Annotated in this window: 11 protein-coding genes; 9 read left to right on the plus strand and 2 right to left on the minus strand. The window is 41.6% G+C overall.

Annotated elements, in window-relative coordinates:
* Window position 1: 1 nt before the first annotated feature.
* Together trmD and rplS are read left to right on the plus strand one after the other, a co-directional pair.
* The gene (gene trmD, locus KCG35_RS01210) at window positions 2-760 is read left to right on the plus strand and encodes a tRNA (guanosine(37)-N1)-methyltransferase TrmD (protein ID WP_215817840.1); all 759 of its coding nucleotides are present in this window, start codon (window positions 2-4) and stop codon (window positions 758-760) included.
* Window positions 761-795: 35 nt separating this feature from the next.
* Window positions 796-1,152 carry a 50S ribosomal protein L19 gene (rplS, locus tag KCG35_RS01215; RefSeq protein WP_444972201.1) on the plus strand — a complete coding sequence of 119 codons (357 nt, stop codon included), beginning with the start codon at window positions 796-798 and terminating at the stop codon, window positions 1,150-1,152.
* A 100-nt stretch (window positions 1,153-1,252) separates the two neighbouring features.
* On the opposite strand, the gene KCG35_RS01220 is transcribed toward rplS, so the two are convergent.
* Together KCG35_RS01220 and KCG35_RS01225 are read right to left on the minus strand one after the other, a co-directional pair.
* A complete protein-coding gene (locus KCG35_RS01220; RefSeq protein ID WP_215817842.1) occupies window positions 1,253-2,026 on the minus strand; it encodes a ParA family protein in 774 nt (257 codons plus the stop codon).
* The gene (locus KCG35_RS01225) at window positions 1,998-3,596 is read right to left on the minus strand and encodes a CHAD domain-containing protein (RefSeq protein ID WP_215817843.1); all 1,599 of its coding nucleotides are present in this window, start codon (window positions 3,594-3,596) and stop codon (window positions 1,998-2,000) included. Before KCG35_RS01225 ends, KCG35_RS01220 begins: the two co-directional genes overlap by 29 nt.
* 329 nt (window positions 3,597-3,925) lie before the next feature.
* Here KCG35_RS01225 and xerD point away from each other — a divergent pair, with 329 nt between their 5' ends.
* The 7 genes from xerD to lysS all read left to right on the plus strand — a co-directional run bounded on the left by xerD (window position 3,926) and on the right by lysS (window position 13,549).
* Window positions 3,926-4,831: a site-specific tyrosine recombinase XerD gene (gene xerD / locus KCG35_RS01230; protein ID WP_215817844.1), complete on the plus strand. Its 906-nt coding sequence runs from the start codon at window positions 3,926-3,928 to the stop codon at window positions 4,829-4,831.
* 87 nt (window positions 4,832-4,918) lie between these two features.
* Entirely contained in the window at window positions 4,919-5,653 is a 735-nt protein-coding gene (locus tag KCG35_RS01235) for a DsbC family protein (protein ID WP_215817845.1), read from the plus strand.
* 352 nt (window positions 5,654-6,005) lie between these two features.
* Window positions 6,006-7,316, plus strand: a complete 1,311-nt coding sequence (locus tag KCG35_RS01240; RefSeq protein ID WP_215817846.1) for a homoserine dehydrogenase — start codon at window positions 6,006-6,008, stop codon at window positions 7,314-7,316.
* Between the two features lie 38 nt (window positions 7,317-7,354).
* Complete coding sequence (gene thrC / locus KCG35_RS01245; RefSeq protein ID WP_215817847.1) at window positions 7,355-8,758, plus strand: threonine synthase; 1,404 nt, start codon at window positions 7,355-7,357, stop codon at window positions 8,756-8,758.
* A gap of 74 nt (window positions 8,759-8,832) precedes the next feature.
* Complete coding sequence (gene recJ / locus KCG35_RS01250) at window positions 8,833-10,572, plus strand: single-stranded-DNA-specific exonuclease RecJ (RefSeq protein WP_215817848.1); 1,740 nt, start codon at window positions 8,833-8,835, stop codon at window positions 10,570-10,572.
* Window positions 10,573-10,684: 112 nt separating this feature from the next.
* A protein-coding gene (gene prfB, locus KCG35_RS01255; protein ID WP_230408933.1) for a peptide chain release factor 2 occupies window positions 10,685-11,783 on the plus strand; the annotation gives its coding sequence in 2 pieces (ribosomal slippage) (window positions 10,685-10,759 and window positions 10,761-11,783; 1,098 coding nt in all).
* A gap of 260 nt (window positions 11,784-12,043) precedes the next feature.
* Window positions 12,044-13,549, plus strand: a complete 1,506-nt coding sequence (gene lysS / locus KCG35_RS01260; RefSeq protein ID WP_215817849.1) for a lysine--tRNA ligase — start codon at window positions 12,044-12,046, stop codon at window positions 13,547-13,549.
* The last annotated feature ends 238 nt before the right edge of the window (window positions 13,550-13,787 follow it).

The raw sequence follows: 13,787 nt of genomic DNA on the forward strand, positions 1-13,787 counted from the left end.
GGTGTGGTTTGGTGTTGTTAGTCTTTTCCCTGAAATGTTTTCTGCTGTTACAGCACATGGCGTTACAGGAAGAGCGGTAAAAAATGGTGGAATAGAAGTTAACTTCTGGAATCCAAGAGATTTTACCCATGATAAACATCAAACTGTGGATGACCGACCATATGGCGGTGGTCCCGGCATGTTGATGAAAGTTCAACCTCTGCGTGATGCTATCCATGCAGCAAAAAGTGCTGCAGGACCTGGCGCTAAAGTCGTTTATCTTTCGCCTCAAGGGCGAAAGCTGGATCAAGATGGTGTTCGCTATTTAGCGGATAGCCAAAAACTGATTTTGGTTGCTGGGCGCTATGAAGGTATTGATGAGCGCATAATTGCTACTGAAGTCGATGAAGAATGGTCGATTGGTGATTATGTGATGAGTGGTGGCGAGTTAGCTGCTATGGTCTTAATTGATACCATTTCACGCTTTGTACCGGGCACCCTAGGTCACAAGGATTCCGCCCTTGAAGACTCATTCAGCAATGGTTTGTTGGACTGTCCACATTATACGCGTCCGGAAGAAATTGCCGGTTTAAGCGTACCTGGTGTGTTATTAAGTGGTAATCATCAGGAAATTAAGCGGTGGCGGTTAAAACAAGCTCTGGGACGTACGTGGTTGCGGCGGCCAGAGTTGTTGAAAGCACAGACATTAACTGTAGAAGAACAGCAGTTATTGGATGACTTTCTTACCGAACATGCTAGACAGCCACAAACATCCAATTAACTAGTAATGGGTTGGAAGTTTGTATCTAGGAGTAGATCATGAGCAAGAATAAAATTATTCAGCAGATCGAAGCTGAACAAATGAATAAAGAGGTCCCTGCGTTTGGGCAAGGTGACACTGTTATTGTTCAGGTTAAAGTAAAAGAGGGAAGCCGTGAGCGTTTACAGGCGTTCGAAGGAGTGGTTATTGCTAAGCGTAACCGTGGCTTGAACTCTTCTTTTACGGTACGTAAGATTTCTAATGGCGTTGGTGTTGAGCGTGTTTTTCAGACCTACAGCCCTATCATTGATAGTGTGTCTGTTAAACGCCGTGGTGATGTACGTAAAGCGAAGCTGTACTACCTACGTCAGCGCTCTGGTAAAGCTGCGCGTATCAAGGAAAAGCTGTCCTAAGTTTCCGCTTAGTGCAACTTGCCAGCAAAAAGCAGCCGATAAGGCTGCTTTTTGTTATCTCTATTCTTTTGCCATAGGGTGATCGCTGTAAAATTAAAGACTAAATGCTCAGGGCTCTTTTTTTCTTTGTGCAGGCTAATTTACTTTCAACTTCTTCCCACAAAGCCATAAAGGCTTGTGCACCTGTTGTATCCTTTGCAAAGGCAGTAACAGGCTCGCGATGAACCCCCATCTTTTCAATATCTGCTGAAAATGGAATGCTTGTTTCTAGTAGGTGAGGATACTGTTTGCGTAGTCTGGTCATTGCATCTTTATGTAATTTTTTTTGTGACTGAACCATTGAGAAGAAAGGAATGAGCTTTTTGTTACGATAGCCATGTGTCGAAAAGAAAGTGGTTAGCTGTTGGAGTGTTCTTTCTGACAAGGTGGTGGGTATTAAGGGAATAAGAATTTTATCAGCTGCATTAAATACATTTTCAGAGAGTAAGCTGATGCTTGGTGGGCAATCAATTAAAATAAGATCATACTCTTTTTTTAGCGTCAAAAGCGTCTTATGTAAGCGTGTGGTTGATTTTTTCATGTAATTTAACATGATGTCGAAATTACGAAAAGATAGCTTTGCAGGCAGGATATCTAAGTAAGGAAAATCAGAAGCTTTGATATTTTTTTGCAATTTTTTCTCTTTACTGAAGAAAAATTTTGTTTTGCATTTCTCAGATGGACGTACTCTAAAATAAAATGAAGAAGCGCCTTGAGGATCTAAATCAAATAATAGTGTTCTATAACCATGAGTTGCCGCTAAATGAGCAAGGTTAACGGATGTGGCTGTTTTTCCTACACCACCTTTAATGCTGTAGCTCGCAAGTATTTTCATGTTTTTCTCCTTCAGCGGTACTAAAAAGATGGCTTATTTGCTGCCTTACATCCTTGTCTATGAATGATGAAAGGTGGTTAGTAACCTTATTTCGTGCTTGTAATTGTTTTTGATAAAGTACTGCGATCACGCCGCCTACAGACAAACAAAGTTGATAAATTTCTTCTGTAGGATGATGCGCTTTTTTGAGCTGATTATGATAGTAGTCTTGAAGAAAAGCTTGCTGAACGCATAAATCGTTAAAGAGACCAAGATGATCCTGTAGTTTTTTTAAAGCATTTACAAGTTTTGTGATTTCATTTTCTGGGAATAAGTCAGCAAAAAATTCCAAAAGATAGCGTAGTTTCTTACACGCTATTCGAATGTCATGGACGTACTCATCTGGGGTCTCAGGTGTTATCCGTTTGCTTTTTTTTCGGATGACATGGTACTGGCGATAAATACGTTCTTTTGCGACCTTAAGAATAGGTTCATTGGCCAAGGGGCCATGACATAAAGAGGCTGAAGATTGAAACTGTGTTTCTAGCTGTTTTATTTTTTTTAGGTAATTACGACTTTTGAGGTGTTTTTTAATTTTGTTTTGTTCAAGTGTTCGTGCTTGTTGAAAATCAGCAAATAAGATATGAAGTCCTGATTGTAAACTGTCAGGTAAAAGCTGAGTAAAGTCAGCCTGGTGATTTAAGTAGACATCAAGGTCTCGAAGTATGTTAGTTTGTTTGCCAAGTTCACCAAAAGAGGTTTTTAATTCATTAAACTTCTCTGTTGTAAATGCGTGTTTTAATAATGTAGTGAGTGAGCGGATTTTTCTGAGGGCAACTCGGTAGTCATGTAAAAACTCGATATCAATGTCATTAACAATGCCTGTTTCATTAAGCCGGGCAAGTGCAAGTAAATGAGATGTGATTTTTGAAATGACTTCGTGAACAGATAAATCTGGCGTAAGGTTAAAGGTAGGTTTTATGGAGTAGTGGCTAGGTTGAATGAGTCCATGAGCTTCCATTTCTCCAAGCAGGGTTTTGCTCGTTTGCTCACACTGATTTTGTGTTAGTAACTGTTGGCAAAAGTGGGCATCTGTTGTATAGCCTTTTAATGGCTGCACAATTAAGGACTTTACTTTATGTCTAGGCTGTGATTGAGATTGAAGTGTGTCGAGTTGAAGTCTTAATCTTGTTTTTCCTTCGCTATCTTTACAGTCCAAAAGTGTTGAAGCAAATTGAACTTCTGCTGTTGGTGTTAGTGCGCGTGCTTTGATAATTTTTTGTACTTTTTGGGCAAAAGTGGATGGAGCTATATTGAGTATTTCGGGGGGGGAAGGTAGCTCAAGAGTATCAAGCGTGTAAAGGTCGTAAGGTGAGCAAAAGTGATCTCGTCGTTGTAAGCTAAGTTGATTTTGAAAGTACCAGCAAACAAAGCCTTTTTTCCAAAGAAGCCATTCAAAGGTATCATAAAAAATGAGCGTTTGGGATGGTAATGCTTGCTGGTAAATTTGATATTTAGTATTGAGTAACTGTTGAAGTTTATTGGCTGAGAATCGTTTGGGCAGATGATAACGTAAAAGTTGTCGCTCCATGATGTTTTTGGGCTCCAATAATGTGAGCACAGGTATAACCGTTTATACCGTTTCTTGTATAGGTATATTGTGCGGTTTACTGTTTAAATGATTTAGCTTTTATTTTGTTGAGGTACTTCCTATTACCCTCAAACTGTGACTTTTTCTTGTGACCAAAAGTTAATAGACGACATCATAAGCGTTGTTCATTTTTTTGTAAACTGAACCTGGTGACGGAAACATTGGGTTAATAATACACTCTGATATGCTGTACATACTGCTTTATTTTCCAGCAACTTTTTTAGAGGGAAAATTATGCGTGAACATGTTTTTAACCACAGGCATGCTTGATGAAATCCATTGACTCTGTTCACCAAATGCTCATTAACGAGTTTATTCAGTTTTTATGGTTAGAACGAGGACTATCAGACAATAGTAGGGCCGCTTATCAAAGTGATCTTACCCATTTTGCTTTTTGGCTTGAACAGCAAAGGCAGTCACTTACCACTGTCAGTCGGGTAATAATTCAGGATTATCTGGCGTTACGAACAGCAGGAGGTATGAGTGCACGTTCTTCTGCTCGGTTGTTATCTTCATTGAGAGCTTTTTTTAAGTTCCTGCTGCTGAATGAAAGAATACAGGATGATCCCGTTCAGGCACTAAAAATGCCAAAACTGGGTAGGAAATTACCTGGAGTATTAAGTGAGGATGAGGTCGAAGTATTATTACAAACACCTGATTTAGGTGAACCTATAGGCTTTCGCGATAAGGTTATGCTGGAATTATTGTATGCGTCTGGACTTCGAGTTTCAGAGCTGGTGGCGTTGGAAATTCCTATGCTATTTATGTCGCTTGGTGCTGTGCGTGTTTTAGGCAAAGGTGGCAAAGAGCGGCTGATACCTTGGGGGGAAGAAGCACACTATTGGTTGGTTCGTTATCTTAATGAAGTTCGGGAGCAACTGTGTAAAGCAGGGCAGTCAAGCATTGTTTTCCCGAGTGTTCGAGGTCAGCGTATGACACGACAGACTTTTTGGCATAGGGTGAAAAAGTATGCCATAGCAGCCAATATTACAGGTGATATATCACCTCATACGCTTCGACATGCGTTTGCAACACACTTATTAAACCATGGTGCTGATTTGAGGGCAGTCCAGTTACTGCTTGGTCATAGTGATTTATCTACAACACAAATTTACACTCATGTCGCCAAATTGCGATTGCAAAAGCTGCATCAAGCATATCATCCAAGAGGGTGATATACTGCGGACTTATGGAGGGAACCAAAATGTGTATTTCCCTCTCTCAGTATGAAATAAACACAAGTAAATCATATGGGGAACCCTATGACGTTGTTTCGTAAGTCTCTGATTGGCTTAACGCTAGTACTGGGTAGCAGCATGGCTGCTGCAGGACAGGACGTAAAAGCAAAAATAACAGCTAATCTTCAAGCCCTTGATAAGAATGTCAAAGTAGAAAAAGTAGAAGAAAGTCCTGTAAAAGGCGTTTATGCGGTGACCCTTGCAGGAAATCAAATCATTTATAGTAATGTTGACGGTAACTATATATTTCGTGGTGACTTACTAAAGCTAGATGGCAAAAAAGTTACTAATTTAACGGCTAAAGAGCGTAATAAAGAAGTAGCCAAATTATTAAAGGACTTCCCTGACGAGAAAATGGTTGTTTTTTCACCTAAAGGTAAGAAAAAAGCACATATTACTGTTTTCACTGATGTTGACTGTGGGTTTTGCCGAAAGCTTCATAAAGAAGTACCTCAGCTGAATGAGATGGGCATTGAAGTTCGTTATATGGCATTTCCTCGAGGTGGTGAGCAATCTCCAGCATTTGCCACAATGCAGTCTGTATGGTGTTCAAAGGATCGCCAGCAAGCAATGACTAAAGCCAAAAATGGCGAGAAAATAACAGCTGACAAGTGTGACAACCCTGTTCTGGAAGAATTTAAACTTGGAGTCCAGCTTGGCGTTAATGGTACTCCAGCTCTGTTCTTGGCTGATGGCACTATGATTCCTGGTTATCGTCCTGCAGACCAGTTAGCAAAGTTGTTAGGTGTTAACAAGTAGATTAGGTCGTGCAGTTGCACACTTATTAGTACGCACTTACTCGTTAGTGTGTTCAAGACTAAATAATAATATTTTTAGTCTCTTCTATTAGATTACCTGGTGTTAGTTCTGTGACTATTCACCAGGGAGCTCTCGTTTTCCTTTTTGACTTCAGCTAAGCTCTAGGAACTGAGCGCTGGTCAGCGTAGAATAATTTCCCTTTTGCTGGTATTGGCAGCAACTTTACTTTTTCTGCGAGATGAGTTTGTGCTGGAATTTACCAAGGCAAGGCATGTTTGAAGCCGTGAACTTGGTTTTATCCTGTATGAAGATTCTATGCTTAATAAATTGACTGGGTGAGTGGGGGTGGAGTTTGAAACCCATAAAGATAGGTATCTGTGGCCTGGGCACTGTAGGTGGCGGTACATTTAATGTTTTGAAGCGTAACCAGGATTTGATTGCACAGCGAGTGGGGAGACCCATTGAGGTAGCACAAATTGCGATGCGGCGTCCTAATCCCTGCTGTGATACCTCAGGTGTTTCAGTGACCGAAGATGTATTTGCAGTAGCTGATAATCCTGAGGTCGATATTTTAGTTGAATTAATTGGTGGCTGTGATACTGCAAAATCATTAGTGTCACGTGCGATTTCATCAGGTAAACATGTTGTAACGGCGAACAAAGCATTAATTGCTGTTCATGGTAATGAGTTATTAACTGAGGCTTCAAAGCAAAAAGTTCAGGTAGCATTTGAAGCGGCTGTTGCGGGTGGGATTCCTGTTATCAAGGCACTTCGAGAGGGTCTTGCCGCTAATAAGGTTCATACTGTAGCTGGTATCATCAATGGTACGGGGAACTTTATTCTTACGGCTATGGAGAAGAAGGGCAGTAGCTTTGCTGATGTGTTAAGTGAAGCGCAAGCACTTGGCTATGCTGAAGCCGATCCTACATTTGATGTTGAAGGGATCGATGCTGCTCATAAACTCACCATCCTTGCCTCGATTGCTTTTGGCATCCCTTTGCAGTTTGAGCAAACCTACACTGAAGGCATCAGTGGTATTACCTCGGAAGATATTCAGTATGCCCATGAGTTGGGCTATCGTATAAAACACTTAGGTATTGCGCGTGCACGAAAAGAAGGCATTGAACTTAGAGTACATCCCACATTAATTCCAGAAAAACGACTGCTTGCTAATGTGGATGGAGTTATGAATGCGGTACTAATTGATACTGATGCAGTTGGTCCCACCTTGTTTTATGGGGCTGGAGCGGGTGCAGAACCAACGGCTTCTGCAGTGATTGCCGATATAATTGATATTGCCCGTGCTATTGAGTTACCCAGTCATATGCCTGCGCTAGGTTACCAGCGGCCAGTGTCTGATGACCTTACTGTTTTACCTATGGATGAAACGGAAACAGCCTTTTATTTAAGGATGAGTGCCGCAGATCATCCTGGGGTAATGACGCAAATTACGCGTATCCTTAGTGAAGAGGGGATTAATATTGAAGCCCTTATTCAGAAAGAAGTACTTGAAGGCGAACAATTTGCAGCCATCATTATGCTGACTCATAAAGTCAAAGAGCGTGCGGTTAACTGTGCTATTAAAGTAATTGAAGCGTTAGATGATGTGAATGGGCAAGTGGTTAAAATACGGATGGATCACTTAGACCATTGTAATAACTAATTAGGAATTCAACTTAACAACAGCGAGTTATAAATAAGGTGAAGTATATTAGCACAAGAGGGCAGGCCCCTGCCCTGGCGTTTGAAGATGTGTTGTTAACTGGGTTAGCGAGTGATGGGGGATTGTATGTCCCAGAATATTGGCCTCAGTTTACACTTGAAGAAATTGCTTCTTGGCGGGGATTATCTTATGCCCAATTAGCTGAGAAAATTATAACTCCGTTTGTTGGCGAAGCTATTCCTCAAAATGATTTGCGCCAAATCCTACAAGACACTTACCAAGCATTTGATCACTCAGCTATTGCACCTCTGACCCAGTTGGATTCTAACCAGTGGGTATTGGAGTTATTTCATGGCCCAACACTGGCGTTCAAAGATTTTGCTTTGCAGTTATTAGGGCGGCTACTGGACTATTTGTTAGCAAGACGTGGTGAAAAAGCCGTTATTGTTGGCGCTACTTCGGGTGATACAGGTTCTGCAGCAATAGAAGGTTGTCGATATAGCGATAATGTGGACATATTTATTTTGCATCCACATCAGCGCGTTTCGGAAGTACAGCGTCGCCAAATGACAACGGTTTTAGCTGAGAATGTGCATAATTTAGCGGTTAAAGGCAATTTTGATGACTGTCAGGCAATGGTAAAAGCCTGTTTCCAACAGCAAGGCTTTCTTCAAGGGAAGGCACGTTTGGTGGCGGTTAACTCAATTAACTGGGCACGGATTATGGCGCAAGTTGTCTATTATTTTTATGCTGCACTGGCTGTAGGTGCTCCACAACGTAGCGTTGCCTTTTCGGTGCCCACTGGAAATTTTGGTGATATTTATGCTGGCTATGTTGCACGTAATATGGGGTTACCCATTAATCAGTTATTAGTGGCTACCAATCGCAATGATATATTGCATCGTTTTATGGTCAATAACCAATACAGTAAAGAAGCTCTGTCACCAACACTTTCACCCAGTATGGATATCATGGTTTCCAGCAATTTCGAGCGCTTGTTGTTTGATATGCATGGTCGTGATGGCGCTGCTATTGATCAGCTTATGTCAAGTTTTCAGCAACAGGGTACCTTAAGCGTTGATCCTTGGCGTTGGGAGTTAACACGACAGTTATTTGATAGTTACAGTGTGAGTGATGAAGAAACCTGTCAAACGATTGGTGATGTCTATCATCGTTGTCAATATAAGCTGGATCCTCACTCAGCGATTGGTGTTCGGGCTGCTATGGCATGTCAACGTGATAAGCAGTTACCAATGGTTGCGTTGGCGACAGCGCATCCAGTTAAGTTTCCAGATGCGGTGGTGCAGGCTGGTTTATCTTCACCAGAGCTACCACCTTTAATGGCAGATCTTTATGAACGGGAAGAGCGCTATATCGTCATTGAAAATGAGTTAAGTGAAGTCCAATCTTATGTAGTAAAGCACGCTCGACCACTTAATTAATTGTTTGATCTCACCCTACCCCGGGATAGCCATTGAGGCTATTTCAGGGGTGCACTGGTCTTAAATTTATCGGCATGCAAAAAAAAATAAATACCCGTCACTACGATGCTCAACAGTTAAAATTTGGTCATGAAGTTCCCCCGTTGTTGCAACGAATTTATGCGGCGCGAGGGGTTTACTCAAATGCAGATTTACCCCGATCTTTACAAGGGCTGATGAGTTTTACTTCATTAAAGGGACTCGACCAGGCAGTAAACATTCTGTGTGAAGCTCTGGAAAAGCAAAGTCGGCTGCTGATTATTGGTGACTTTGATGCGGATGGCGCAACAAGTACAGCGTTAGCAGTATTGTTACTGAAAGCGATGGGGGCAGCAAATGTTAACTATTTGGTACCTAACCGTTTTGCTTATGGTTATGGTTTGTCTCCTGAAATTGTTGAAGAAGCCAAGCAGTATGAGCCTGACCTTATTATTACCGTTGATAATGGTATTTCCAGTATTAGTGGTGTTGCTGCAGCAAAAGCAGCCGGAATCAAGGTACTTGTGACGGATCATCACTTAGCTGGTACAGAACTGCCGATGGCTGATGCAATAGTGAACCCCAATCAGCCAGGCTGTCATTTTACTGGAAAAAATACCGCAGGTGTTGGTGTTATTTATTATGTATTAATGGCACTTCGTTCAGGATTAAGAGCACAGGGCTGGTTTAACGATAATCGGCCAGAGCCTAACCTTGCTCACTATTTAGATATTGTGGCTTTGGGGACAGTGGCTGATGTGGTGCCTTTGGATACTAATAACCGACTGTTGGTGTACCAAGGTTTACGTCGAATGCGAGCTGGAAAAGCTCGTCCAGGTATTATGGCATTACTTGAAGTAGCAGGACGAAAACCTCATCGGCTAACGGCTGCAGACTTGGGTTTTGCGCTTGGCCCTCGTTTAAATGCAGCTGGGCGGTTAGATGATATGTCACTGGGCATTGAGTGTTTATTAACGGAAGACCCTTACTTAGCTCGGGAGATTGCGCTCCAGCTAGATGACTTAAACCGGGATCGTAAACAAATTGAAGCTGACATGCAGCAGCAGGCGTTAGCAGCATTGGATGCAATTAAGCTGGATGACAGCCAAGATCTTCCTGTGGGTGTCTGCTTATATGATGAAAACTGGCATCAGGGGGTTATTGGTATTCTAGCATCGCGAATCAAAGATCGTTTACACCGGCCAGTCATTGCTTTTGCAGCTGCCGATAGTGATGAGGTTAAGGGGTCTGCTCGGTCGATTCCTGGTTTTCATATTCGTGATGCATTGGATGCTATAGCCAGTCAGCACCCAGGGCTGCTGAGTAAGTTTGGTGGACATGCGATGGCTGCTGGGTTGAGTTTACCAGCGGCACATTTACCTGATTTTAAGAAAGCATTTGATGATATTGCTCGGCAGTGGTTATCAGATGAGGAACTAGAAGCAGAGTTGCATACAGATGGTGTACTTCAACCTGCAGAATTCTCGTTGAATACAGCAACCATGTTGAGAGAGGCCGGACCCTGGGGGCAGCATTTTCCTGAGCCAAACTTTTATGGCGAATTTTTGATTATTCAGCAGCGATTAGTGGGTCAAAAGCACTTAAAACTGGTTTTGATGCTGCCTGGTACTGAACATTATATAGATGGCATTGCTTTTAATGTTGACTTGGCATGTTGGCCTAATTTGAATGTACAACAGGTGCGGGTGGTTTATCAGCTTGATTTAAATGAATATAAAGGGCAACAAAATATACAGCTGTTGATTAACTATCTTGAGCCTATTGTAAGCAACTGAACATAACGATACTGATCTGTGATCTTTCGTAGTTTGCGCATTTCCTTCACCATCAGGCTTACGTTAAAATAGTCAGCTTTGTCAAAGTAACATTGGAAGATATGAGTTCGGCATGATCGAAATTAATCCGTTGACACAATCTATTAAGGACTTACAAGCACGTACTGAAGTGCTTAGGGGGTATCTTTGACTATGCTCACAAGCAAGAGCGCTTAGTTGAAGTTGAGCGTGAGCTGGAAGACCCTGAAGTATGGAATGAGCCTGAGCGGGCCCAGCAATTGGGCAAAGAGCGTGCACAGTTAGAAACTGTTGTGAATACTATAGATACACTGACTCAGGGTCTAACTGATGCATCTGATTTATTGACAATGGCAGTAGATGAAGACGATGCAGATACGGTTGCTGAAGTTGAAAAAGAACTTGAAGGGTTAGCATCTCAACTTGAGCTGCTAGAATTTCGTCGCATGTTTGCTGGCCGTATGGATGCTAATAATGCGTTCTTGGATATTCAAGCGGGATCCGGAGGCACTGAGGCTCAGGATTGGGCCAATATGTTACTTAGAATGTATTTGCGCTGGGGTGAACGTAAAGGCTTTAAAACCGAGCTTGTTGAGGTATCTGCTGGTGATGTAGCGGGTATTAAGAGTGCAACGATTCAATTTTCAGGTGAATATGCCTTTGGTTGGTTGAGAACAGAGACGGGTGTTCACCGGTTAGTGCGAAAATCACCCTTTGACTCTGGTAACAGAAGACACACCTCATTTGCTTCTATATTTGTCTCGCCAGAAATTGATGACGATATTGAAATTGAAGTAAATCCTGCAGATTTACGAATTGATACTTACCGCTCAAGTGGGGCTGGTGGTCAGCATGTTAACACGACTGACTCAGCCATTCGTATTACCCATATGCCCTCTGGAATAGTTGTTCAGTGCCAAAATCAGCGTTCGCAGCACCAGAACAAAGATAAAGCCATGCAGCAGCTTAAAGCAAAATTATATGAGCTGGAGATGCAGAAGCGGAGCGCTGAGCAACAAGCATTGGAAGATAGTAAGTCTGATATTGGTTGGGGTAGCCAGATACGTTCTTATGTACTGGATTCATCACGTATTAAAGACTTACGGACGAGCGTTGAAACCTCTAACTGTAATGCTGTGTTAGATGGTGATATTGATAGGTTTATTGAAGCGAGTTTAAAGCAGGGGTTATAACGTATATTTTGTCCGTGTACTCACTACTCGAAAAAGTTCTCTAAGTGAAGGCGATAGAGAATGCTGTATAGTTGAGTTCGGTAGGGCAAATACGCTAGTTGTTTATCCTAAGTGAGATTGACTGGGTACAGTTACTTGGTATTTATCTTGTTTGAGGTAAGCTGTAATAGGCGAGATGAAAATGGGTCTCGCTTATTTTGTTTAGGTCGTTAACTTTTTGAGGGGTTATTTCCCCCCTATAGTGCATACAGGAATCACTCATGGCTGATGATACGCAATCCGATGTAACAGTATCAGATGAAAATAAACTCATTGCTCAGCGTCGAGAAAAATTGGCTGAAATACGAAAACAACGCAATGCGTTTCCCAACACTTTTCGTCGTGACAGTTTTGCTGGTGATTTACAGAAAAAGTATAAGGACCTAGATAAACAGACCTTAGCAGAACAGAGTATTACGGTTAAAGTCTCTGGTCGGGTTATGCTTAACCGTGGCGCGTTTATTGTGATTCAAGATGTCAGTGACAGAATCCAACTTTATGTCAACCGTAAAGCGTTGGCCAAAGAGCAGCTTGATGAAATAAAAGGCTGGGATTTAGGGGATATTGTTGGCGTAGAGGGAACACTACAGCGTTCAGGTAAAGGCGATTTGTATGTTGATATGCAACAAGCATTGCTGCTAACGAAAGCATTGCGCCCATTACCTGATAAGCATAAAGGTTTGGAAGATAAAGAAATTCGTTATCGTCAGCGCTACGTAGACTTGATTGTTAATGACGAGTCACGTGAAGTGTTTAAGATACGGTCTCAGGTTATCGATTGTATCCGCAACTACTTACAGGAAAGATACTACTTGGAAGTAGAAACGCCTATGTTACAAGTTATTCCTGGTGGTGCTACTGCAAGGCCTTTTATCACTCACCATAATGCGTTAGATATTGATATGTATTTACGCATTGCACCAGAGCTTTATTTGAAGCGCTTAGTTGTGGGTGGTATTGAGCGGGTTTTTGAAATTAATCGTAATTTCCGTAATGAAGGTTTATCAACGCGTCATAATCCTGAGTTCACTATGCTTGAGTTTTACCAAGCCTATGCGGACTATAATGATTTAATGGATTTAACAGAAGACATGTTGCGTGAAGTTACACAGCAAGTGCTGGGTAATACTACTGTGCAGTATCAAGGCGAAGAATATGACTTTAGCAAGCCATTTCAACGCATGACTGTAGTAGAAGCGGTTCTTCACTTTAATAAAAATATTTCTGAGGCTGATTTAGCAGATCGAGAGTCTGCAAAACAAGTTGCTGAAAAATTGGGTATTGAAGTTAAAGAAAATTATGGGCTTGGTAAAATTCAGCTTGAAATTTTTGAGAAGACAGCTGAACATCGTTTGCAACAGCCTACATTTATTACTGAGTATCCTACAGAAGTTTCACCATTGGCGAGACGAAATGATAATAACCCTTTTGTGACGGATCGTTTTGAGTTTTTTGTCGGTGGTCGTGAAATTGCTAATGGATTTTCTGAGTTAAATGACCCTGAAGATCAAGCTGAAAGGTTCTTAGCACAAGTTGCAGAGAAAGAAGCGGGTGATGATGAAGCAATGTTCTATGATGAAGACTATATTCGTGCACTAGAATATGGATTACCACCTACCGCAGGAGAAGGTATTGGTATAGACCGTCTTGTCATGTTGTTTACAGATTCGCCATCTATTCGCGATGTACTACTTTTTCCGCACATGCGTCCAGAATGTCACAAGTAAAATGTGAACTGTGCACCCTTTTTAAGGGTGCCTCCCCCTCCTAAGTGTTTTTTTATCACGTTAAAATCTGTCCTTGTTCCCATCTTGTTAATGATTGATTAAAAATCATTCATATACTTCTTACCTGTGTGAAAAAGCATGACTTAATGCAATAGTGACTATTTTTTTGAGGAACGTTGAGTCACTTTTAGGTAATATGTAGCTGTTAATAACTTAAAACAGAAAAAACCGATACCAA

The organism is Zooshikella harenae (assembly GCF_018837975.1).
Taxonomy (GTDB): Bacteria; Pseudomonadota; Gammaproteobacteria; order Pseudomonadales; family Zooshikellaceae; genus Zooshikella; species Zooshikella harenae.

Bases quoted from the DNA above. Each gene is read 5' to 3' on its own strand.
- KCG35_RS01220 (WP_215817842.1), bottom strand. From the start codon at position 2,026: ATGAAAATACTTGCGAGCTACAGCATTAAAGGTGGTGTAGGAAAAACA.
- KCG35_RS01225 (WP_215817843.1), bottom strand. From the start codon at position 3,596: ATGGAGCGACAACTTTTACGTTATCATCTGCCCAAACGATTCTCAGCC.
- xerD (WP_215817844.1), top strand. From the start codon at position 3,926: ATGAAATCCATTGACTCTGTTCACCAAATGCTCATTAACGAGTTTATT.
- KCG35_RS01235 (WP_215817845.1), top strand. From the start codon at position 4,919: ATGACGTTGTTTCGTAAGTCTCTGATTGGCTTAACGCTAGTACTGGGT.
- recJ (WP_215817848.1), top strand. From the start codon at position 8,833: ATGCAAAAAAAAATAAATACCCGTCACTACGATGCTCAACAGTTAAAA.
- lysS (WP_215817849.1), top strand. From the start codon at position 12,044: ATGGCTGATGATACGCAATCCGATGTAACAGTATCAGATGAAAATAAA.